Raw genomic sequence first — 21,517 nt, forward strand, 5'->3', positions numbered from 1 at the left:
CATAAGCCCTATGAACACTCGAGGATTAAGCGCCGCTATAGTCGCCCTGAGCATGGCCGCGCCTCCCGCAGCAGCTGAGATTGGCATCTCTCCCTTTGCAGGTTTTCGCCTGGGCAGTTCGGTGGATATTGAAACCTCCGGTGCCGGCACTGACGGAGAAATCCGCTTCAGGGATTCTGTGAGTCATGGTCTGGTGGTAAATTTTGATCTGCCCGAAGCAGGTAAGCAGGGGGAATTCTACTTCGGGCGACAGAACACATCCGCCCGGCTCAGCAATGGCCTCTTTGCACCGGATACCCGGTCAATTGACCTTACCATCTACCAGCTCCAGTTCGGTGGCCTATACTTTCCGGGGGGTAAAACCAGTGGTGGGTTCATCTCCGGAATTTTCGGCGTTACCCGCCTGGAACCCGACAATCCGGAGTTTGAGACACACCACCGTGCTGCCCTGTCGCTAGGTGGCGGCTATCAATTTCTGCTGACAGACAAACTACGGCTGAGGCTCGACCTGCGCGGCATCTACACTGCCCTGGATTCCGGTGGCTCGGTATTCTGCTCCGGCGGCTGCGAACTCCGATACAACAGCAGCGGGTATCTTCAGGTTGAAGCGGGCGCCGGTTTGGTAGCGCGATTCTGACATATTTTTACCATCAGGCAGCGGCTTCGTGCCTTTGGGGAAGCAGAAGCGACAGCAGCGCAGCGGTCGCCACCAATCCCGCAGAAATCCACAAACAGGCCTCCAGACCATAAACCTGATAAACCCAGCCAGACAGGATTGTCCCGAGAAGGCGGCCGGCGGCGTTGGACATATAGTAAAACCCCACATCCAGTGACACACCGTCACCCCTTGCATAACGGATAATCAGGTAGCTGTGCAAAGAAGAATTGATGGCAAACAGTACACCAAACAATAACAGACCACCGACAACCACGTACCGGGGTGACCAGCCCGCCATCAGGCCCACAGCGATCGCCGCGGGAACCAGAGCCAGAACGGCGGCCCAGAGAACTGCGGGCCCCTTGCTGTCCATGTTGCCGGTAATCCGCGGAGCAATCGTCTGAATAAAGCCGTAACCGATCACCCAGGTAGCCATGAATCCACCAACTTTCCAGAAATCCCAGCCAAATACTGTATGGAGATAGACCGGAAGGGCCACCACGAACCAGACATCCCGCGCGCCGAACAGGAACATCCGCGCAGCGGATAACACGTTGATGGCACGGCTTTTCGACAAGATCTCACTGAACTTCGGTTTAGCCTTGCTCTTGCCCAGCTCCTGCTTGAGCAAAAACAGACTTGCCAGCCAGACCAGGCCCAATGCCACAGCCATTATGATCACAGCACCCGTAAAACCCGCTGCCATCAACAACACGCCGCCCAGAAAGAATCCGACGCCTTTCAGAGTATTTTTCGAACCTGTAAGGATGGCCACCCATTTGTAGAGCCGGTCCTGCTCACCATCCGGTAGCAGAAGTTTGACCCCGCTTTTGGCTGACATCTTGTTCAGGTCTTTAGCGATGCCCGACATAGCCTGAGCCGCCATCACCCAGGGCACGGTCAGCATGGCAACAGGAACCGCGAGCATCGCCAAAGCCAGAATCTGCAGAAACAACCCGAGGTTCATGGTGCGGTTGAGACCAATTCTCGCACCCAGATACCCCCCCACCAGATTTGTCACCACCCCGAAAAATTCATAAAAAATGAACAGCAAGGCAATTTCCAGCGGCGAGTAACCCAACTGGTGGAAGTGCAGAACCACCAGCATCCGCAAGGCCCCATCCGTCAGGGTGAACGCCCAGTAGTTACCGGTAATCACAAGGTACTGACGGATGGACGCAGACATATCAGACAGAGCCCACCTTACGAGCCAGTTCCACCGTGCGATTGGCGTAACCCCATTCGTTATCGTACCAGGCGTATATTTTTACCTGAGTCCCATTAATCACCAGCGTAGAAAGGGCATCAACAATGGACGAACGCGGATCGGTTTTGTAGTCGATAGACACCAGTGGACGCTCGTCGTAACCCAGAATATCCAGAAGTTCGCCCTCGGAAGCGTCTTTCAGAAGCTGGTTCACTGTGTCGCGATCCGTAGGCGTCTCCACCTCAAACACGCAGTCGGTCAGCGAGGCATTGGTTAAAGGCACCCGCACGGCGTGCCCATCCAGACGCCCTTTCAGCTCAGGGAAAATCTCGATAATCGCGGTAGCAGAACCTGTACTGGTCGGGATCAACGAACTGCCACAGGAACGGGCCCGGCGCAGGTCCTTGTGGGGCGCATCAATGATCGTCTGAGTGTTGGTCAGGCTATGGATCGTAGTAATGGAACCATGTTTGATACCAAGCTTCTCATGAATGACTTTGACCACAGGCGCCAGACAGTTGGTGGTGCAGGATGCGGCGGTAACTATGCGGTCATTGGCTGGATCGAAAATGTGCTCGTTCACGCCCAGAACAATATTCTTTGCCCCGGACTCCTTCACCGGTGCAGTGACCACTACGCGTTTCACACCCTGATCCAGATAGGCCTGCAACACCGCTACCGTCTTGTTCACACCACTGGCTTCAATCACCAGGTCGCAATCAGACCAGTCAGTGTCACCGATTGCCCTGTTGTGGGTGACGCTGATCCGCTTGCCTTCAATCACCATCTCATCGCCACTGGCTTCGGCCTCACAGTTCCAGCGCCCGTGAACGCTGTCAAAGTTCAGCAGGTGAGCCAGGGTGCGGGTGTCGGCGCCCGGATCGTTAATGGCAACAAATTCCAGCTCCGGCCAGCCCCAGGCAGCTCGCAGAGCCAGGCGACCGATGCGGCCAAAACCGTTAATGCCTACTTTGATCTTCTTCATGGCGATCTCCTCGTAAGATTTAAAATCTGCGTATACGATTGATGATCAGGTGCATGGTGCGACCGGGCGCTCAGCCATGGCCTGTAACTGCTCCAGAGGTCTCCTGATCAGCACCGGATTGTTCTGCGCAGTTTCATCCAGAACCCGCGACACCCATGCTGGAAGCCGGGGGTTCTGATAATAATAGACCCATTGGCCACGACGCTCCGTTTCGACCAGCCCCGCATCCCGTAAAGTGGCCAGGTGACGGCTGATTTTCGGCTGGGCTACTTCGAATGCCTCTGTCAGTTCACATACACAAAGCCTGTTCTGGTCCCGGATCAGTAACAGGGCCGCCAGACGCAACTCATCGCCCAAAACCTTGAAAATAGTCACAGGGTCATAGGTTTTCGGTTTCAGGCCAGTTTCCTTCTGATGCACCAGAGTGAACAGGCCTATCCGCTCTTTAAGCTCTTTCAGAGTCAGAACAAAGGTGGCGCGCCGGTTACTGGCAACCGGGTCTGGAAAATCCCAGGCAATCTGCTGGGCGCCCTCGCTGAATGCCACACACTCCCTGGCAGCTTTTTCACAAAGGGTGATCACGTAATCCCAGCGTTCGTTCTGAAACTCGACCAGTGCCTTGCTGTGCAATCCCTCAGTGGGAATTCCGGCTTCCGTCAGAACCTGCAGAGCCAGGGGATGGGGTTCAGCAGGCCGGGTACCGGCGCTGACTACTTCAAACTGGTCTCCCGCCATGTGCCTCAGCAGCGCTTCGGCCATCAAAGAGCGGGCACTGTTCGCTGTGCAGATGAACAGAACTCTTCTTTTCATATAAATTTCCGTATATTCGAATTGCCATATATCCGTTTTTTGCGATAATAGGTGCGAAAGGTTACAAAGTAAAGACAGCACCATGACAGTCACTAAAGAGGCCGGCACCGAAAGTACGCGGCCTGATCTTATTTTTCAGGAATCGAAAACCGCATTATGAAGCTGACAGAACTCCCTAATATCAACGCCGACCTGTTCCGGGCCCCGAGCGCAGAGCACCTGTTCGAAACAACCCCCTCATCCCACGCTCCACGCATTCTGCTGCTGTATGGTTCACTCCGTGAACGCTCATTCAGCCGCCTGGCAGTTGAGGAAGCAGCCCGTTTACTGGAAGCAATGGGAGCTGAAACGCGTATCTTCAATCCGCGTGGCTTGCCATTGGCCGATGCCGAAGAGGATTCTCACCCTAAAGTTCAGGAGCTACGGGATCTGGCACAGTGGGCAGAAGGTATGGTGTGGTGCTCCCCGGAACGCCACGGCGCCATGACCGGCATCATGAAAACCCAGATTGACTGGATTCCATTATCCATGGGCGCCGTTCGCCCCACCCAGGGCAAGACCCTGGCGGTAATGCAGGTGTGTGGCGGGTCCCAGTCTTTCAATGCAGTAAACCAGTTACGGGTTCTGGGCCGGTGGATGAGGATGGTGACTATCCCGAACCAGTCATCAGTGCCAAAAGCCTTCATGGAATTCGACGACAACAACCGCATGAAGCCGTCGCCGTACTACGACCGCATTGTGGATGTCATGGAAGAGCTGGTTAAGTTTACCCTGCTGGTTCGTGATCGTAGCAGCTACCTGACTGACCGCTACTCCGAACGCAAAGAAAGCGCAGAAGCTCTGTCAAAACGCGTCAATCAGCGATCCATCTGAGAGAAAGCCAATGAACAGCAAAACCACTGCTCCCCCCGTTGACACCCCCTCCGGCGGAATGGGTCTGTTTGAGCGCTACCTGAGCATCTGGGTAGGGTTAGCCATCATTGCCGGTGTGGTTCTGGGCCAGCTGGCACCTTCAGTGCCCGAAGCGCTGTCCCGCTTTGAATACGCCCAGGTATCCATTCCCATTGCCATTCTGATCTGGGCGATGATTTTTCCTATGATGGCGCAGATTGATTTCAGCGCCATTGTGGGTGTACGGAAGGAACCCAAAGGCCTGGCCATAACCACTGTCGTAAACTGGCTGATCAAACCCTTCACCATGTTCGCCATCGCCTGGTTTTTCCTGATGGTGGTGTTTAAGCCCTGGATTGCCCCGCAACTGGCCAGTGAATATCTCGCCGGCGCTATTCTGTTGGGCGCGGCCCCCTGCACCGCCATGGTATTTGTGTGGAGCTACCTGACCAAAGGCGATGCCGCCTATACGCTGGTGCAGGTATCCCTGAACGACATCATCATGCTGTTTGCTTTTGCGCCTATTGTGGTATTCCTGCTCGGCATCTCCGACATTCAGGTTCCCTGGGATACGGTGATCCTGTCGGTGGTGTTGTACATTGTGATCCCCCTGGCTGCCGGTTACCTGACCCGCCGCACACTGATTGCCGGCCACGGTCAGCAATGGTATGACGACGTGTTCCTGAAACGCCTCAGCCCGATTACCCCGGCGGCACTGATTATCACATTGGTACTACTGTTTGCTTTCCAGGGCGAGGTGATCCTGAACAACCCGCTGCACATTGTGCTGATTGCTGTGCCGCTGATCATCCAGACCTTCCTGATCTTTTTCCTGGCCTACGGCTGGGCCCGGCTATGGAAAGTTCGCCACTGTATCGCCGCTCCCGGTGCCATGATCGGTGCCAGCAATTTCTTTGAGCTGGCAGTGGCCGCCGCTATTGCACTGTTCGGCCTGCAGTCAGGTGCGGCACTGGCAACGGTGGTAGGCGTTTTGGTTGAAGTACCTTTGATGTTGGTTCTGGTACGCATTGCCAATAACACCCGAGATAAATTCCTGCCGTAGTCTTTCGCTCTCCGGCCCGGGCTTCCCTGGCCGGCCGGAGAACTGTTCAGCCAACGGTCACCCTGCTAATATCCCGCCCATCTTTTTATCATCTTGAACAGCAACCGCTGATCCAGTCGGAACCCATACTATGGATTTTTATCAGGCCCTTTTCCTTGGCCTCCTTCAGGGATTGACCGAATTTCTACCCATCTCCAGCTCTGCCCACCTGATTCTGACCCCGGCGTTTTTCGGCTGGACGGATCAGGGCGTAGGTTTTGACCTCTCTGTACACATAGGCACCTTGTTGGCGGTTGTGTTGTATTTCCGCCGCGATGTTTTCGGCATAGCCCGGGACGGCCTGATCTCCGCTGCCCGGCGCAAAATCATCGGTCAGGGCGCACTGGCCTGGTACCTGGTCATCGGCACCATCCCCGCCGGCCTTGCCGGCCTCGCGCTACTGGATCTCATCGACAACGAATTGCGGGCAGTAGAAGTCATTTTCTTCACCACCCTGATTTTCGGCTTACTCCTGGGTATTGCAGACTGGCTGCCCAAACGCCAGCGCGCCTTGGATAGTCTGAACTGGAAAGATGCTGTGCTGGTCGGCATCGCCCAGGCCATGGCGCTGGTACCCGGCACTTCCCGTTCCGGCGTCACCATTACCGCAGGCCTTTTCCTGGGCATGAGCCGTGAAACCGCGTCCCGGTTCTCGTTCCTGCTGGCTATCCCTATCATCGTGCTGGCATCGGCAGTGAAATTACTGGAAGTCGCAACCTCAGACATCATTGTCGACTGGAATGGTTTTCTGATTGGCGGGGTAACGTCATTCCTGATGGCCATTACAGCTATCCACTTCTTCCTGAAGTGGCTTAACAAGGTAGGCATGTGGCCTTATGTTATCTACCGCATTGCTCTGGCCGGGGTTATTTACGCAGTTCTGATGTGAGCTCTGGCCCTGACGCCAGGCCCTTCCAGCGTCAGGCGTCACCGGTATTGCTGATGCCCTGGCGTTCAATAATATCGGCCCATTCGGTACTGCCCGGCCCGACCACACATTGCCCGCTCTCACGCAGCGCAAGGCGCAGGTGACATTTCCTGATCTCGGTTTCCAGCTCCTGCTCAGGAATGCTTTTCACCGCAGCCAGTAATTTCATATGGAAAGGAGAGACTTCGCGATTAAGGGTATAGAAAACCCACTTTCCTTCTTTCTGGGCAGTCACCAGTCCTGCTTTTTGAAGAATCTTCAGATTGCGCGAAACGTTGTAATGGGTTTCTCCCAGAACGTCCATCGCTTCGGCAACACAAATTCGCTCATCGATATGCACCAACAGCCAGAAAAGCCGCAAGCGATTCGAGTCCGAAATAGCCTTTAACGCATCGGTATAACAGGCATCTATCATTCTGTTTCCAAACCTCCGTTGGTCTGGATCTTAAGTGATTACAACCAGGCCAGCAATCGGGAACAGGGCAACCACCTTATTCGGGCGATTTTCGGTGTTGGCTGAGCCCTTTCAGCATCAGAAAAACACCGGCACAAAACACCAGCCCGGAATGGCAGCCATGAAAGACCAATTCCGTTTTACTGGCACCAGTCAACAAGGCGATCCAGAAGAAGGGGCAGAAAAGACCCAGCAGTGCAATAGAAAAGCCTGGCCTGGCAGAGGAAGGCAGTTTACGTTCCCTGACCACCTTCCACAAATGTGTATAGGCGCATAGATTTGCCAGAACCTGTCTGACTTTTTTCATGCTTTCCTCCTGGTCTCGTTCATCCCCAGTAAAAAATGATTCAGCATTTGGCAGGTTACTTCACCGTCGTCAGAGTCCCGCATTTTCCTACGCGCCTGAGCCAGAGCTTTTTCGTCGAATTTGGCTTCAGCCACAGTCAGAAACTGGTGAAAAAAATCCCCCGTAAACTCCGGATGACCCTGTATGGTCAGAACCCTGTCCGTATGACGGGTCAGGTAATAAGGGCAGAACTTACTACCCCCCAGAAGCTCAAAACCTTCAGCTGGCACAACGACCTGATCGCGATGCATTGCATACAGAGCAACAGGCCTTGAATCGGGGAGGCCGCTTATCCGCTGATGCAGATGCACCGGATAGACCCCCAGGCCCCAGCCTGCAGTACGTTCCACGCGTCCCCCTAAAGCCTGATGAATCATCTGGTGGCCGAAGCAGATCCCCAATAATCGCCGATGCGCACTATGAGCTCCCCGGATGAAACGCCCCAGCTGTTCAATCCAGTGTTCCCGGTCGAACGCACTGGCCGGACTGCCACTAACCAGATAGGCATCAGCGTCCCGAACATCTCCTGGCAGTTCGCCTTTCCAGGCACGCCAGGTTCTGATTTCAGCTCCGGGGTTGTCGAGCTGGAGCCTCTTAACCAAACAGTTCTGGTAGTTACCAAATCTTGGTTGCAAGTCGTCATGCACGTCTCCGCACAACAACAGGCCGATACGAGTCGGCCGTTGTTGTGTGTTTTGCCGGCGACCAGGTGTTCTAGAAGACAACACTGAAAACAACTCCACCGACAATGGCAAGAGTAATAACAGTTATCACGAAAGCCACTACAGCTTTCGGTTTGAGTACGGAAGAAATAATGGCGATCTCAGGCAGGCTGGCACCTGTCCCGCCGATCAGCAGCGCCATGGCTGCCCCCATCCCCATGCCCTTGGCAATGAGCACTTGCAGCAGGGGAAGAGCCATCTCGATTCGCAGATACAGGGGCACGCCAATGCCGGCGGCTACGGGAATCGCGTACCAGCTGTCCGCACCAATGTATTGTTCGACAATTTCCGCAGGGAGAAAGGCGGCAGACAGCGCACTGATCACGGCACCAATCAAGACATAGGGAATAATTTTCCTGAACAGTGCCCAGGCGAAGCGCATGGCCAGTTTCATTCGTTCCTTGTGCGCCACGGTGGTGGTACTGGTGAAGGGGGCACAGGCGGTGGCTATGCACTCTTCCAGTTGTCCTGACGGCGACTCTATCGCCATGGCCTCAGCACTGCAGCTGGGCACGGCAGTTGCGGTGCAGGCTGTCGCGGCGGGAGCCGGGGCTGAACAGGCCGATACGGGCGCTGACGCTGAGCAGGCAGACGCCGGCGCGCTGCCACACCCGCTTGCAGGAACTTCCTCAATACGACGGACAGCATTTTTTAACGGTGTCCAGCCAATGACGTAGCCCGCCAGTATGGCGCCACCCAGAGTCAGTGCCAGGTATACAAGCGCCACTTGCCAGCCAAACACCGCAACGATGAGGCCAACAACGACAAAATTACACAAAGGGGCGGAAATCAGAAAGCCGAACACCATTCCCATGGATGCCCGCATTTCAATCATCCCCATGACCACCGGCACCATGGATGCACTACAAAACGGTGTGAGCGTTCCCAGTAAGGCACCAACCAAGGGGCCCCGTTTTTCATTTCTGGCCAGTTTTTTCTGCAGTTTTTCCTGTGGAATGTATTCCCGGATGATGCCTGTCAGAACCGCAACCACGGCAATAATGAGAACGAGAGCTCCGCCCACATGCAGCAACTCATCCAGGGCGACTGCCCAGCTATTTTTGTCCATAACCTTTCCCTTCAATGACGTAAAATGCCCAACACACGCACATATGCACATTTATGCGTTTGTGCACATTAGACGATTAAGCAACGTCTGACAAGAAAAAATCACGTTCAATACACTCTAGCAGGCCTCCAGAGGCGCATACGCAAGAACGAGCCATTTGGCCCCTTCATCGAAATTCACCTGTACCCGCGTATGGTGCCCGCTGCCTTCGGCATTCAAGACAATACCTTCGCCAAACTTCGGGTGCCGAACCCGCTGGCCCAGACTGAAACCGGACTGTTTTGCGGAATCCTGGCTGAACAGACCCTCGTTTGGTCGTTCCAGCATCGCCGGGCGGGTTACTGTATTACGTAACCGCACTTCCTGCAGGCAGTCGCCAGGAATTTCCCGTACAAACCTCGATAAAGCGTGGAACTTTTCCTGACCATACAGCCTGCGGGATTCGGCGTAAGTGATCACCAGCTTTTTCATGGCCCGGGTGATACCTACATAAGCCAGGCGACGTTCTTCCTCCATACGCCCCGGTTCCTCCAGAGACATACTGTGCGGAAACAGCCCTTCTTCAACACCGGCCAGAAACACCAGCGGGAATTCCAGGCCCTTTGCCGAGTGCAGAGTCATCAGCTGAACACTGTCTTCATGGTCCCCGGCCTGGGATTCACCGGCATCCAACGCTGCCTGAGCGATGAACTCAGAGAGTGGGTCGACACCCGGTTCTACTTCAAAATCCGCCAGCGCATTAACCAGTTCCTCGAGGTTTTCAACCCGGGCCTGGGCTTTCTCGCCTTTTTCACTGGCGTGATAGTCTTTCAGACCACTGGCTTCGATTGTCTGCTTCATCAGACTTTGAAGCGACGCATCCTCAGCCGTGACGGATAGCTCTTCAATAATGCTGATAAATGCCTGCAAGCCGGTTTTCGCCCGCCCCTTAACCTGTCCGGCTTCCAATAGTCGCTCCGCCGATTCCCAGAGGGATATGCTCTGGCTACTGGCATAGGCTCGCAGGTCCGCCATGCTCTTGGCCCCGATTCCCCGGGCCGGTATGTTCACCACTCGTTCGAATGCTGCGTCATCACGGCGATAATGCACCAGCCTCAGATAAGCCAGGGCATTACGGATTTCCTGACGGTCGTAAAAGCGCAGACCTCCGTATACCCGATATGGAATACCCTGGCGCATCAGGGACTCTTCCAGCACACGGGACTGAGCATTAGAGCGGTACAGAATGGCAGATTCGCTGCGCAGATTGCCTTCGTTAACCCAGGCCGAGATGCTGTCGGCAATGTAGTTGGCCTCATCCTGCTCGTTGAACGCGGCATACAGGCTGATGGGTTCACCTTCAGCACCGTCTGTCCATAGCTCCTTGCCCAACCGACCCTGATTGTTGGCAATCACTGAGTTCGCCGCTTTCAGAATAAGTTGTGTAGAGCGGTAGTTCTGTTCCAGCCGCACCAGCCGCGAATTGGGAAAGTCCCGCTGGTACTGCTGGATATTCTCGATTTTGGCGCCACGCCAGCCGTATATGGACTGGTCGTCGTCCCCAACCACGGTTAACGGAACCCTGTTGCTGGCCAGCACCTGCAGCCATGCATACTGAATGGTGTTGGTATCCTGAAACTCATCCACCAGGATATGCTGAAAACGTTGTTGATAGTGGGCCAGTATTTCCGGCCGGTGCAGCCACAGTTCATGGGAGCGAAGCAGCAGCTCACCAAAATCGACCAGTCCGCTCTGCTGGCAGAGTTCCTCATAACGGCGATACACCTTCAGCATTGTGGAGGTAAAATGGTCGCCAGGGTTTTCCTGAATGTGGTCTGCCCTCAGGCCTTCATCTTTCTGACTGCTGATAAACCACTGTGCCTGCCTGGGCGGGAACTGGCTTTCATCAATCTGCGCCTCCCGCATCACTCTCTTGACCATCCGCAGCTGGTCATCACTGTCCAGCACCTGAAAGTTCTCTGGCAAGCCGGCATCTTTCCAGTGCGCTCTCAGCAAGCGGTGGGCTATCCCATGGAAAGTGCCAAACCAGAGTCCCCGGCTTGGAATGTTCATCATCTCTTCGATGCGGTAACGCATCTCTTTGGCGGCTTTATTGGTAAAAGTAACCGCCAGAATTCCCGTGGGTGGGACACGATCAACCTGCATCAGCCAGGCAATCCGGTGCACCAGAACCCGGGTTTTACCGCTCCCGGCCCCGGCCAGCACCAGCAGATGGTCGTTCTGGGCCGTAACCGCTTCGCGCTGGGCATCATTCAGGGAATCGATAATGTGAGAGACATCCATAGGGAACACTTTCGCTACTGGTTAAATGAACAGGTTGGAAGTATATCAGCCTTGATGAAGGCCTGCTTTCCTGCACAGGAATCAAAGAAGGCGAGCCGTAGCTCGCCTTCTTTGATTAAACCTCCGGGGTGTCAGAATCCGCGGGGCACAGTCTGAGCTTCAACAAATTCAAACAGACCTTCATGCCCACCTTCACGGCCAATCCCTGAAGCCTTCATACCGCCAAATGGCGCTTCAGGCGTTGGCCCTGTGCCGGTATTCCAGCCTACATGGCCAAACCTCAGGCCTGCAGCAACCCGGTGAGCACGTTCCACATCAGCGGTGAACACATAGGACGCCAGGCCGAACTCGGTATCGTTGCCGGCATCAATGACTTCCTCCTCAGTCCGGAAGCTTGCCATTGGCACCAGGGGCCCGAATGTTTCTTCCCGGAAGCAGCACATATCCCGCGTTACGCCAGAAATAACCGTCGGAGGGAAGAACAAATGCCCTTCACCCAGATCATCGGGTTGTTTACCTGCAACCAGCGAAGCACCCTTGTTGAGTGCATCCTCCAGGTGACGCTTCACCTTGTCGAATCCCGCCTTGTTAATCAGTGGGCCAAGATCCACATCGCCGGCAATTCCATCGCCTACAGTCATTTTGTTCACGCGTTCAGCAAGTTTCTTACCGAAGGTATCTATAACTGTTTCGTGCACAAAAATCCGGTTGGCACAGACACAGGTCTGACCGCCGCCACGGAATTTATTGGCAATCAGGTTGTCGGCTGCAGCATCCAGATCTGCATCTTCAAATACGATAAACGGAGCGTTCCCACCAAGTTCCAGAGCCAGTTTCTTGATCTGATCAGCAGTATCCACGACCAGTTTCCGGCCCACTTCCGTGGATCCGGTAAAGCTCAGCATAGGCACATCCGGGCTTTCGCACAGAACCTTGCCAATCACGCTGGCCTTGCCCATCACCAGATTTACCATGCCATCCGGCAGGTTGACGTGTTTATCCATCAGGTCGAAAAGAGCAATCATGGTCAGCGGTGTCTCGCTGGCCGGTTTGATCACCGAAGGGCAGCCTGCCGCCAGAGCGGCTGAGAGTTTTTTGGCGATCATACCGATCGGGAAATTCCAGGGAGTGATCAGCCCGGCAACACCGATTGGCCGGTAGTGTACGGTCCAGCTGCAATCCTTGGGGCTTTCCGGAAGCGTCCGGGCGTCCAGGGCCTGAATATGCTTCGAACAGTAGTCAAAAAATCCTGCGGCGTAATCAACCTCGCCCTGAGCTTCATTCAGCGGCTTGCCATGCTCCAGACACAGAATGCGACCAACCTCTTCCTTGTTCGCCCTGAGCGCATCACGGATATCCTCAAGCCACTTTCTACGGGTTTCAATAGAGTAAGGGCTCGTAAGTCTCAGTGCAGATTTGCCCGCTTCGACTGCAGCCGTGACCTCGCTCTCAGGCATGGAAGCAACCTGTGCAATTACTTTGCCCGTTGCGGGGTTATAAACATCAAAGGTGCTGCCCTGCTCGTTGTCAGTCCAGCGACCGCCAATGTAGCCAGTCAGCTTCTCCAGCAATGGTGACTCGATCATTTCGGCTCCTATACTGTAAGTAACGGCACCCGAGAAGGTGCACTATTGCGTCGGTAGAGTATGTCTTCCATAGTGGATGCTGAATCTCTACCTGTAAAGTCGGCGGCCCGGCTTTTGACCATCCTCCGTCGGCACCTATACTCGGAGAACCAGACATTCAGGAGTTCGGACAATGAAAGCTTTTTTCCATCCCGCTCAAGATCAGCATACGCCCCGAACCTACTTCACCAGGGGGCAGATGCGCCAGCCTCAGGAGGTGCCAGATCGCACCAGTCAGATGCTCGAAGGCCTGAAAAATATTGGCATACCGGTACTGCAGCCTTCGGATCACGGGGCCGGCCCGATTTCCAGAGTGCACGACCTTGGGTATCTGCGGTTCCTCGAGTCGGCACACCGTCGCTGGAAAGAAATGGACGACTGGGGTGACGAAGTAATGTCCAATATTTTTGTCCGGTCTCCGAATCACCTGACGGGTGTTCTTGCGGAAGCTGCCCGCTACCAGTCAGACGGCAGCAGCCCCATCGGTGAGCACACCTGGCACGCAGCCTACTGGTCGGCCCAGTCGGCCCTTGGCGCCGCCGACGCACTGATGGCAGGTGATCGCACTGCCTATGCTGTCTGCCGGCCACCAGGTCACCATGCCCGCAAGGATTCTGCTGGCGGCTTCTGTTATCTGAACAATGCGGCCATTGCAGCCGAGCACATGAAATCCCGCTTTCCCCGCCTGGTCATTCTGGATACAGACATGCACCACGGCCAGGGCATTCAGGAAATTTTCTACGATCGCAGCGATGTGCTCTATATATCCATTCACGGCGACCCGACCAATTTCTATCCTGTCGTTACCGGCTTTGAGAATGAGCGCGGCGAAGGCGAGGGATATGGTTACAACATCAACCTGCCGATGCCCCACGGCTCATCCGAAGAAGATTTCTTCGGAAAGCTTAATGAGGCCTTGGCTGCTATCCGGCTTTTCCAGCCAGATGCGCTGATCCTGACTCTGGGTTTCGACATTTACAAAGACGATCCCCAGGCCAAGGTTTCGGTTTCCTCGGAAGGCTTCTCCCGCCTCAGCACTCGTGTGCGTCAACTCGGCTTGCCAACGCTGGTGGTTCAGGAAGGCGGCTACGATCTGGACATGCTGAGTGAGAACGTTCAGCAGTTCTTCAAAGGGCTGGCCGTCTGAGGTTTTATGAACCGGGCGCGTAAACCTTGATGTTTCCGTGCCCTTCAGCCTTCAGATTCACTGCGTGCATACGGCTCATGGTGCCGCGGTCGCAATACAGCAAATATTGCCGGTTGGCCGGGAGATCCGGCATCCTCCGGCTCAGCTCGTAAAACGGTATGGTCAGGATCTCGTTACCCGTGAGCTGCAACGGGGACTGCTCACCTTCTGCCGGGTGGCGCACGTCGATAATGACATCGCTGACGCCCGGCGTTTTTACCAGATCTACATCTTCTGGCGTCTTGGTAGTTTCCAGCAGGTCACTGACGGCCGTTTCTTCACGAGCCTCAATGGCACGAACCAGAACCTCGGGGTCCATGCCCGATTCTTCTTCCTCCACCCGGTGCAGACGAGCGCGGGTTGCCGGCTTCTGGGATATGACACCACAGTATTCAGGCATGGTGCGAGCGTAGGGTTCTGTGCCAATTTCCCGGGCAATACCGATAATGGCTTCCTTGTCCATGACGATCAAAGGCCGCAAAACCACCTCATCACTCGCCCGGTCCACCACGTTCAGATTGGTCAGGGTCTGGCTCGATACCTGACCCGCCGCATCACCCGTCACCAGCGCAGAAGCATTGTTGTTTCGCGCAATTTCGCTGGCTGCCTTCAGCATTTGCCTCTTCAGCACCACACCCCAGTGCCTGTGGCCGACAGAACGCATGATTTCTTCCACCACACCATCAAAAGGCACGGAAATAAACTTGGCGCCATGAGAGGCTCCATAGCGGTCCCACAGGTAGTGAACCACCTGCCGCACCCCCACCTCGTGGGCCACTCCACCCAGGTTAAAAAACAGAAAGTGACTGCGTATACCCCTGCGCAGCATCAGGTATGCAGCGACTGACGAATCATAACCTCCGGACATAAGTGTCATTACGTTCTCGGCACTGCCCAGGGGATAACCACCCAGGCCGCAATGCCTGCGGTGGGCAATATGGAACTGGTCATCCCGCACTTCGATGCGCACCAGTACCTCAGGTGATTTCAAGTCGACCCGGGCACCCGAAGCCGACTGCAGCAAAATACCACCTATGGTCCGCTCAATATCAATTGAGCGAAAATCGTGTTTACCCTGACGCCGGACCCGTACAGCAAAGCTTTTCCCGTCGAGGCGGCCGTTATATGCAGCAACCGTTTTTTCTGCCACATCGTCAAGACTGATAAACGGAAACGCCACAATCTCCTGAATGGTAGAAATTCCGGGAATACGCATAAGCGCATCAATCACCGGTCCTGCCAGGTTTCTGCCTTCGGGAACATCCACGTCCACTCTGTCCCAGCTACCGTCCACAAATATTTCGGGATCCAGGCGCGCCAGAAGTTTGCGGACATTCTGACGCAGATGACGCATCTGATCACGACGAACAGGCTTGCTCTTGATTGCAACTTCCGGGGCAGGACGAATAAGCAGTTTCATAAATCGGCGTTTTGTCGGATGGTATATGATCGGAAAAGCGCTTAGTGTAACGTTTCGGCGCCATGCCTCAAAATCGGGTATTACCGCAACTCTTCAGGAGCTTTTCCGTTCATGACCGCACCGACCATCAATGCCCTCGTATCACCTGAGGGTAGCCTGGAAATACTCTCCAATCACGAAGTCAATCTGCTCAAGGACCGAAGCGAAGGCGGCTTGTACCGGCTTTTCCGGCAGTGTGCTCTGGCGGTTCTGAATACTGGCGTCGTGACCGATGACTGCCAGGGCCTGATGGAGGGGCACAAGGATTTTGATATACGCCTGATCCCCCAACCCAGGGGCCTGAAGCTGGAATTGATCAACGCTCCGGCACACGCATTTGTGGATGACGAAATGCTCCGGGCCATTCGGGAGCATCTGTTCTCGGTTCTGCGGGATATTGTTTATACCCACTCCTCGCCGCAGTTTGCCAAGATCATGAAGAGCAATGAGCCGGACGACCTTACAAACATGGTATTTCACATACTGCGCAACGCCAGAGCACTGCAGCCTGGCCGGCAACCTGACCTGATCGTGTGCTGGGGAGGTCACTCCATCAGCGACAAGGAATACCAGTACAGTAAGGAAGTGGGTCACCAGCTTGGACTTCGGGAACTCAGCATCTGCACCGGTTGCGGCCCTGGTGCCATGAAGGGACCAATGAAGGGTGCGACCATAGGTCACGCTAAACAGCGGGTGAAAAACGGACGTTATATCGGTATTACCGAGCCGGGCATTATTGGCGCCGAAGCCCCCAACCCTATTGTTAATGAACTGGTGATCATGCCAGATATCGAAAAACGCCTGGAAGCCTTTGTGCGCTGTGGTCACGGAGTGATTGTTTTTCCGGGTGGAGTAGGCACCGCTGAAGAAATTCTTTACCTGCTTGGCATTCTTCTGCATCCGGACAACGCTGACCTGCCCTTCCCGGTGGTTTTCACCGGCAGGCCTGAAAACGCAGAATATTTCGAAATGATTGATCAGTTCATCCGCAACGCCCTCGGAGACAAAGCCGCCAGCAAATATGAAATCATCATAGACGACCCGGTTCGGGTAGCTCAGGCCATGAAAAAAGGCATGAAGGAGGTTGAAACCTTCCGCCGCGCCATGCAGGACGCCTATTACTTTAACTGGGTGCTGAAAATCGATCCGGTATTCCAGCTACCCTTCGAGCCTGACCACGAGAATATGCTCGCTCTGGAATTACATCGTGATCAACCCGTGCACCTGATCGCAGCCAACCTGAGAAAGGCATTCAGCGGCATAGTTGCGGGTAACGTTAAAGAAGGGGGGATTCGAAAGGTTCAGGAAAAAGGGCCCTTTGAAATATCCGGTGACCCGACCCTGATCAAGCCTCTGGAAGCCATGCTGGAACAGTTCGTGATCCAGAATCGCATGAAGCTGCCGGGAAGCTCAGCTTATAAACCGAGCTACCGTATTGTTGGCACAACAGCCTGAGCTGTTGTGCCAATACGGACTGCTTAGTTGCCGCCAGCTGGCAAGCTTGAATAGTATGCCGCCAGATCATCGATATCTGCATCGCTCAGTGCTGCCGCCTGGCCTTGCATGATCGCTGCCATGCCACCGTTACGCTGCTTGTCCCTGTAGGCTTTTAGGGATGACACCAGATACTGCTCGTGCTGCCCGGCCAGATTCGGGTACATCGGGATCTGGGCAACTCCGTTCAGGTTATGGCAAGCCGCACAGACTGCCGCTTTTGTCTTGCCCGCTGCCGCATCGCCGGCGGCAGAAGATACTGCCGGAACAGCAGCGCCAAGAGCAAAAAGCCCGACAATCGCATAATGTTTAAGTTTCATCATAATTGGCCTCTCATCATCGTTTTAAGTTTTCCAAACCGGTATTCTGAACCGGACAATAACTGGCTGGAACTTATAGCACAGCCATGCGGCTGCGCAAATGCCATAGATCAATGCGATTGTTTCGACGTTCGTCCTCTTTAACTTCCACCCGGTTAAGGAGACATTACGGATAACGTCCGAATCAGTGATTATATTACAGCCCGGAGACACCTTTAATGTCTGTAGAGGTTCAGGAAATCCCCTGTCGCCAAGGCCATTTAGGCTTGCTGACTCTGAATGCCCCCGCCACCGTGAATGCGCTCACCCAGGATATGATTGTCGCTATCAGTGACACCCTGGATCGCTGGGCCGACGACGAACGCATCTGTATCCTTGTAATACGAGGCGCTGGAGAAAAAGGCTTCTGCGCAGGCGGAGACATCCGGGACCTGTATCAGTCGTTAACGGATTCGGGGAATCACGACGCTGCATTCAGTGTTTTTCGCCATGAATACGCACTGGACTACAAGCTGCACAGATTTCCCAAGCCCGTTGTTGGTATCGGACACGGAATTATTATGGGGGGCGGCCTGGGACTTTTTTCCGCCTGCCGCTATCGGCTGCTCACGCCGGACGCGACTCTGGCAATGCCTGAGATCTCCATAGGCCTGTTTCCGGACGTTGGTGCAAGCTGGTTTCTGAACCGCCTGCCCGGGCGTCTGGGATTATTTATGGGGCTGACAGGTTGTAGGCTGAACATTTCAGACGCACTGCGTGTGGGGCTGGCCGACATGGCCCTTCCTGCCAACGACCCGAAAGGCCTGCTGTCGCGGCTACAGGACGAAAGCTGGAGTGGCAGGAAATCAGCTGATGACAGCCGCCTGTTCCGCTTGCTGAATCAACTTGAAACCGGGAATTACCGGGCCTTACCCGCCAGCCATCTTGAGTTGCACGAACGGGATATTGCCAGGCTGTGTGCCGGCCCCAGCTTACCCCGGATCGTTGAGCAGCTGCTGACAGCAGACATAGACAATGACTGGTGGCAGGCTTGCATGAAAACCCTGAAAGACGGCTGCCCGGTATCCGCATGGCTGATATGGAATCAACTCAGGAAGGCCCAGCAGATGTCCCTGAAAGATGTATTCAGGATGGAGCTGGCAATGGTTGGGGAATGCCTGCGCCGACCAGACCTGACCGAAGGCATACGGGCCAGGCTGATTGATCGTGACCAGAACCCGCAGTGGTCTTTCTCTCGTATCGATGATGTACCCGAAGCGGTTATTGATGCCCACTTTCTGCCCGTGTGGGACGATCAGACAGACCCCATGCGACTGGAATAGAACCCTTCACACCTCCTGCCAGATTTCCAGGAGTTCCCGAACCACGCCACGCAAGCGGTCCTCACCGTCACGCTGACCAGAGCACAGCCCTTCTTCCTGCAGCTCTGGCCAGCTCCAGCCCTGCAGTACAGCCCGGCACCACAGGTGCGCGTCTGCATGCCCCGCCATCCAGCTCATAACCCCCTGGACCAGACTCAAATCCCGCAATACCGGAACCATCAACCGGAACCCCCGATGGCCATTGCCATAATTCTGCAGATCGCGGATATCCGCCGCATCTGGCCTGCAGGCCGATGACAGGTCAGACATCATCTCCGCCAGCAGTCCCGGGTCCAGATATTTCCAGTTCAGAGGTACGAGCACCAGCCAGTGCCGAGCCAGCCGCGACTGTACTTGCTGAAACAAAGATATCCCTTCCGGGCTCAGGGCATGAACCATCTGCACCGGATATTCTCCGCTGGTGATCTCCTGTTGCAGCCCGATGCGGGCCAGTTCCAGGCCGCAGGAGCGCCAGAAAGCATAGAGATCGGAACTGCCCCCAAAACTGGTGCCCGTATAATCCAGCCCTTCCCTTGCCGCACCTGCAGTCGCGGCAGCGACCAGTCTACGCCCGATACCGGAACGTCTGGCCCGGGCGGTGACAGCAATACGGACAGTTCGCAAGCCGCGCTGGCTCGCCGCCTCAGGGAATCCGCTGTGGCTGGCCAGAGACTGGGGCAGAAGATGCCCACGCACCCGGCGCTTTCCACTTGCCACCAGCCCGGCGAGCTCTCTGCTCAGCCCACCTTCCACAGCGCCCCAGAGCAGGCCCACAGTTTTACCATGCACAAGAGCCCGCCAGCTTCTGGCGGCGGGATCGTCCATCCATTGCCGGAGATCTGCAGGTGTGGTCCGGTAGTGCGCATCCACCAGAAGACCAAATGCATCAGCCAGCTCTGCCTCGGAAGCCAGGGCCGGCCGCCAGGGCTCAATGACAACCTCTCCGGCCTCTGTTTCCGGAATATTACCCGGGTCATGGTCTGCACCGAGCAGGAACAGCCCGGATATCAGAGACTCCAGCAAGTCGCCTTCGGCCCAGCGTACAGGCCTGGAAAGGGTTTGTAATTGCCAATGCGGAGTGGTCTGGTCGAGAATCTGACGAAAGCGAATGGCAAACCCGCGCCCTGCGCCTTCGTAACCATGAACAGTGGACGCAAAAGCCACCCGGGGCCAGCCCAGAAGAACACGCTTCAGAAGAGACACCGGGATAGCCGCAGCTTCGTCCACCATAACCACTTCAGCTGCCGGGTTTTCCCGTAACAGATCCCGGACGGATAGAAAACGTAGCCTTGCGCCGGATGCAGTTTCCAGGCAGTCGTCACTGGCACCGGCTACCTCGGCGCCAAGGCTTTCCCGGGCGTGGTAGAACAGAGCCTTAACATTCTCGATGGACGGCGCAGTCACCAGAACCTGCCGTCGCCCCTGTTGCAGCAGTTGTGCAGCAGCCATTCCAAGCGCTGCAGATTTACCCCGGCCCCGGTCAGCGGTTACCACCAGTGGCCGGCGCCGTCGCCCCAGCCCAAACGACACCAGCTTACGGATCAGCTCCTGTTGATCGGGTGTCGTAGCAACCCTGAATTCAGATGCCGGCACGGACAGCTTAGGAACAACAACCGCATCGGGCACGCCGGGGTTTACCCGGATCACCGAAGAATCCGCCGCCAGAATGCTGGCCATGCGCTGGGCAAAAGGATGAGCCTGACCATGATCAAGGCCCGTTCTCCCATAATCCGGATCAGGAAAATGCTCCCAGTTCTCCAACTCAGGCATCAGCCAGAACAACAGTCCGCCTGCTTTAAGCGTTCCGGCCAGTGCCGCAAACGCATCCGGAGGGTTACCCTGCCAGCCATCCCACACAATCAGAGACGTTTCCCGCCCCAGCCATTGCCGTGCTTTCATCGGTTCAATAGCAGTCAGGCGGCCGTCGGTCACATCGTCTGCCACTCCGACCCACAGCCCGCCCCGCAGCCCAAGTGAAGGTATCACTGCCTGCAGCCACTGAATGGAGAGATCGCGCCCGCCTTCCAGCAAGACCAGCCGGCGTTCTCCCCGGGCTGCAAGACCGGCCTGTAATGAGCGCCAGTCAGAAGTATCGGGTGCTGAGGCCAGGATTCCGGAGTTCATCAGCTAAGATCTACACCATGGGCTTTCAGGTTATCCAGCGCACAGTGTTCCAGCGCGGCCCGATGGGTAGCGCGCAGCCTTACTCTGGGAGCACAGCCCGCTTCAAAGGCTTCATGCCAGCGCGCCGCACAAAGGCACCAGCTGTCCCCGGCTTTTAAACCCGGAAATCCAAAAGCAGGTACGGGCGTGCTCAAGTCGTTGCCACGAGCCTTGGAAAATTCCAGAAACTTATCCGTCAGCACAACACAAACCGTGTGCGACCCATGATCATCCGGGCCAGTGTTGCAGCAGCCATCACGATAGAAGCCTGTTTCCGGATCTGTGCTGCAGGACTCCAGTTTTTCACCCAGAACATTAATTGATTCTTCAGTTTTCATAATCATTTCCTCTGGCTTCGCGCGCTGGCAACAAGGCAGAGCCTTATCCAAAATACGCTGTGAATACATCCCTGTACGCTCGGCTCCGCCATCCATGGCTCCGCACGATTTTGGAT

The 21,517-nt window shown here is 55.5% G+C and carries 20 protein-coding genes; 7 read left to right on the plus strand and 13 right to left on the minus strand.

Features of this window, described 5'->3' with window-relative positions:
• The first annotated feature begins 10 nt into the window (after positions 1–10).
• The gene (locus tag DS878_RS13435) at positions 11–637 is read left to right on the plus strand and encodes a hypothetical protein (protein ID WP_113816426.1); all 627 of its coding nucleotides are present in this window, start codon (positions 11–13) and stop codon (positions 635–637) included.
• Positions 638–650: 13 nt separating this feature from the next.
• Here DS878_RS13435 and arsJ read toward each other — a convergent pair whose 3' ends face one another.
• From arsJ to DS878_RS13450, 3 genes are read right to left on the minus strand one after another with little or no spacing between them, the layout of a single operon-like run.
• A complete protein-coding gene (gene arsJ / locus DS878_RS13440; protein ID WP_113816427.1) occupies positions 651–1,844 on the minus strand; it encodes an organoarsenical effux MFS transporter ArsJ in 1,194 nt (397 codons plus the stop codon).
• A gap of 1 nt (position 1,845) precedes the next feature.
• Positions 1,846–2,850 carry an ArsJ-associated glyceraldehyde-3-phosphate dehydrogenase gene (locus DS878_RS13445; RefSeq protein ID WP_113816428.1) on the minus strand — a complete coding sequence of 335 codons (1,005 nt, stop codon included), beginning with the start codon at positions 2,848–2,850 and terminating at the stop codon, positions 1,846–1,848.
• Between the two features lie 45 nt (positions 2,851–2,895).
• On the minus strand, positions 2,896–3,660 hold the full coding sequence (locus DS878_RS13450; RefSeq protein WP_113816429.1) for a metalloregulator ArsR/SmtB family transcription factor: 765 nt from the start codon (positions 3,658–3,660) through the stop codon (positions 2,896–2,898).
• Positions 3,661–3,816: 156 nt separating this feature from the next.
• Here DS878_RS13450 and arsH point away from each other — a divergent pair, with 156 nt between their 5' ends.
• The 3 genes from arsH to DS878_RS13465 all read left to right on the plus strand — a co-directional run bounded on the left by arsH (position 3,817) and on the right by DS878_RS13465 (position 6,542).
• Entirely contained in the window at positions 3,817–4,533 is a 717-nt protein-coding gene (gene arsH / locus DS878_RS13455) for an arsenical resistance protein ArsH (RefSeq protein ID WP_113816430.1), read from the plus strand.
• A 10-nt stretch (positions 4,534–4,543) separates the two neighbouring features.
• Positions 4,544–5,614 (plus strand): ACR3 family arsenite efflux transporter, encoded by a 1,071-nt coding sequence (arsB, locus tag DS878_RS13460; RefSeq protein WP_113816431.1) that lies wholly within the window; start codon positions 4,544–4,546, stop codon positions 5,612–5,614.
• 130 nt (positions 5,615–5,744) lie between these two features.
• Positions 5,745–6,542 (plus strand): undecaprenyl-diphosphate phosphatase, encoded by a 798-nt coding sequence (locus tag DS878_RS13465; protein ID WP_113816432.1) that lies wholly within the window; start codon positions 5,745–5,747, stop codon positions 6,540–6,542.
• A 31-nt stretch (positions 6,543–6,573) separates the two neighbouring features.
• Here DS878_RS13465 and DS878_RS13470 read toward each other — a convergent pair whose 3' ends face one another.
• The 6 genes from DS878_RS13470 to DS878_RS13495 form a co-directional block, all read right to left on the minus strand.
• Positions 6,574–6,996 (minus strand): ArsR/SmtB family transcription factor, encoded by a 423-nt coding sequence (locus tag DS878_RS13470; protein WP_113816433.1) that lies wholly within the window; start codon positions 6,994–6,996, stop codon positions 6,574–6,576.
• A 76-nt stretch (positions 6,997–7,072) separates the two neighbouring features.
• Positions 7,073–7,342, minus strand: a complete 270-nt coding sequence (locus DS878_RS13475) for a hypothetical protein (RefSeq protein ID WP_113816434.1) — start codon at positions 7,340–7,342, stop codon at positions 7,073–7,075.
• Positions 7,339–7,983 (minus strand): type 1 glutamine amidotransferase, encoded by a 645-nt coding sequence (locus DS878_RS13480; protein ID WP_187298793.1) that lies wholly within the window; start codon positions 7,981–7,983, stop codon positions 7,339–7,341. The genes DS878_RS13475 and DS878_RS13480 overlap by 4 nt, the downstream gene beginning before the upstream one ends.
• 112 nt (positions 7,984–8,095) lie before the next feature.
• The gene (locus DS878_RS13485; protein WP_113816436.1) at positions 8,096–9,172 is read right to left on the minus strand and encodes a permease; all 1,077 of its coding nucleotides are present in this window, start codon (positions 9,170–9,172) and stop codon (positions 8,096–8,098) included.
• 117 nt (positions 9,173–9,289) lie between these two features.
• Entirely contained in the window at positions 9,290–11,455 is a 2,166-nt protein-coding gene (gene uvrD / locus DS878_RS13490; protein WP_113816437.1) for a DNA helicase II, read from the minus strand.
• 131 nt (positions 11,456–11,586) lie between these two features.
• Positions 11,587–13,041 (minus strand): NAD-dependent succinate-semialdehyde dehydrogenase, encoded by a 1,455-nt coding sequence (locus tag DS878_RS13495; RefSeq protein WP_113816438.1) that lies wholly within the window; start codon positions 13,039–13,041, stop codon positions 11,587–11,589.
• Between the two features lie 172 nt (positions 13,042–13,213).
• Between DS878_RS13495 and DS878_RS13500 the strand changes: the two genes are divergently transcribed.
• Positions 13,214–14,227: a histone deacetylase family protein gene (locus tag DS878_RS13500; RefSeq protein WP_113816439.1), complete on the plus strand. Its 1,014-nt coding sequence runs from the start codon at positions 13,214–13,216 to the stop codon at positions 14,225–14,227.
• A 4-nt stretch (positions 14,228–14,231) separates the two neighbouring features.
• Here DS878_RS13500 and thiI read toward each other — a convergent pair whose 3' ends face one another.
• Positions 14,232–15,686 carry a tRNA uracil 4-sulfurtransferase ThiI gene (thiI, locus tag DS878_RS13505; RefSeq protein WP_113816440.1) on the minus strand — a complete coding sequence of 485 codons (1,455 nt, stop codon included), beginning with the start codon at positions 15,684–15,686 and terminating at the stop codon, positions 14,232–14,234.
• Between the two features lie 111 nt (positions 15,687–15,797).
• On the opposite strand from thiI, the gene ppnN reads away from it, so the two are divergent.
• Complete coding sequence (ppnN, locus tag DS878_RS13510) at positions 15,798–17,180, plus strand: nucleotide 5'-monophosphate nucleosidase PpnN (protein WP_113816441.1); 1,383 nt, start codon at positions 15,798–15,800, stop codon at positions 17,178–17,180.
• A 23-nt stretch (positions 17,181–17,203) separates the two neighbouring features.
• On the opposite strand, the gene DS878_RS13515 is transcribed toward ppnN, so the two are convergent.
• On the minus strand, positions 17,204–17,539 hold the full coding sequence (locus DS878_RS13515; protein WP_113816714.1) for a c-type cytochrome: 336 nt from the start codon (positions 17,537–17,539) through the stop codon (positions 17,204–17,206).
• 218 nt (positions 17,540–17,757) lie between these two features.
• Here DS878_RS13515 and DS878_RS13520 point away from each other — a divergent pair, with 218 nt between their 5' ends.
• Entirely contained in the window at positions 17,758–18,861 is a 1,104-nt protein-coding gene (locus tag DS878_RS13520; RefSeq protein WP_113816442.1) for an enoyl-CoA hydratase/isomerase family protein, read from the plus strand.
• A gap of 6 nt (positions 18,862–18,867) precedes the next feature.
• Here DS878_RS13520 and DS878_RS13525 read toward each other — a convergent pair whose 3' ends face one another.
• Both DS878_RS13525 and DS878_RS13530 read right to left on the minus strand, forming a co-directional pair.
• On the minus strand, positions 18,868–21,024 hold the full coding sequence (locus tag DS878_RS13525; protein WP_187298794.1) for a tRNA(Met) cytidine acetyltransferase TmcA: 2,157 nt from the start codon (positions 21,022–21,024) through the stop codon (positions 18,868–18,870).
• Complete coding sequence (locus DS878_RS13530) at positions 21,024–21,401, minus strand: DUF2237 family protein (RefSeq protein WP_113816715.1); 378 nt, start codon at positions 21,399–21,401, stop codon at positions 21,024–21,026. Before DS878_RS13530 ends, DS878_RS13525 begins: the two co-directional genes overlap by 1 nt.
• Between the last annotated feature and the right edge of the window lie 116 nt (positions 21,402–21,517).

Origin of the sequence: Marinobacter sp. F3R11 (assembly GCF_003318275.1) — a bacterium.
GTDB lineage: Bacteria > Pseudomonadota > Gammaproteobacteria > Pseudomonadales > Oleiphilaceae > Marinobacter.

What these genes read in the sequence shown, in the direction of transcription:
- DS878_RS13435 (WP_113816426.1), top strand. Translation starts at nt 11, where the DNA reads ATGAACACTCGAGGATTAAGCGCCGCTATAGTCGCCCTGAGCATGGCC.
- arsJ (WP_113816427.1), bottom strand. Translation starts at nt 1,844, where the DNA reads ATGTCTGCGTCCATCCGTCAGTACCTTGTGATTACCGGTAACTACTGG.
- DS878_RS13445 (WP_113816428.1), bottom strand. Translation starts at nt 2,850, where the DNA reads ATGAAGAAGATCAAAGTAGGCATTAACGGTTTTGGCCGCATCGGTCGC.
- DS878_RS13450 (WP_113816429.1), bottom strand. Translation starts at nt 3,660, where the DNA reads ATGAAAAGAAGAGTTCTGTTCATCTGCACAGCGAACAGTGCCCGCTCT.
- arsH (WP_113816430.1), top strand. Translation starts at nt 3,817, where the DNA reads ATGAAGCTGACAGAACTCCCTAATATCAACGCCGACCTGTTCCGGGCC.
- arsB (WP_113816431.1), top strand. Translation starts at nt 4,544, where the DNA reads ATGAACAGCAAAACCACTGCTCCCCCCGTTGACACCCCCTCCGGCGGA.
- DS878_RS13465 (WP_113816432.1), top strand. Translation starts at nt 5,745, where the DNA reads ATGGATTTTTATCAGGCCCTTTTCCTTGGCCTCCTTCAGGGATTGACC.
- DS878_RS13470 (WP_113816433.1), bottom strand. Translation starts at nt 6,996, where the DNA reads ATGATAGATGCCTGTTATACCGATGCGTTAAAGGCTATTTCGGACTCG.
- DS878_RS13475 (WP_113816434.1), bottom strand. Translation starts at nt 7,342, where the DNA reads ATGAAAAAAGTCAGACAGGTTCTGGCAAATCTATGCGCCTATACACAT.
- DS878_RS13485 (WP_113816436.1), bottom strand. Translation starts at nt 9,172, where the DNA reads ATGGACAAAAATAGCTGGGCAGTCGCCCTGGATGAGTTGCTGCATGTG.
- uvrD (WP_113816437.1), bottom strand. Translation starts at nt 11,455, where the DNA reads ATGGATGTCTCTCACATTATCGATTCCCTGAATGATGCCCAGCGCGAA.
- DS878_RS13495 (WP_113816438.1), bottom strand. Translation starts at nt 13,041, where the DNA reads ATGATCGAGTCACCATTGCTGGAGAAGCTGACTGGCTACATTGGCGGT.
- DS878_RS13500 (WP_113816439.1), top strand. Translation starts at nt 13,214, where the DNA reads ATGAAAGCTTTTTTCCATCCCGCTCAAGATCAGCATACGCCCCGAACC.
- thiI (WP_113816440.1), bottom strand. Translation starts at nt 15,686, where the DNA reads ATGAAACTGCTTATTCGTCCTGCCCCGGAAGTTGCAATCAAGAGCAAG.
- ppnN (WP_113816441.1), top strand. Translation starts at nt 15,798, where the DNA reads ATGACCGCACCGACCATCAATGCCCTCGTATCACCTGAGGGTAGCCTG.
- DS878_RS13515 (WP_113816714.1), bottom strand. Translation starts at nt 17,539, where the DNA reads ATGAAACTTAAACATTATGCGATTGTCGGGCTTTTTGCTCTTGGCGCT.
- DS878_RS13520 (WP_113816442.1), top strand. Translation starts at nt 17,758, where the DNA reads ATGTCTGTAGAGGTTCAGGAAATCCCCTGTCGCCAAGGCCATTTAGGC.
- DS878_RS13525 (WP_187298794.1), bottom strand. Translation starts at nt 21,024, where the DNA reads ATGAACTCCGGAATCCTGGCCTCAGCACCCGATACTTCTGACTGGCGC.
- DS878_RS13530 (WP_113816715.1), bottom strand. Translation starts at nt 21,401, where the DNA reads ATGAAAACTGAAGAATCAATTAATGTTCTGGGTGAAAAACTGGAGTCC.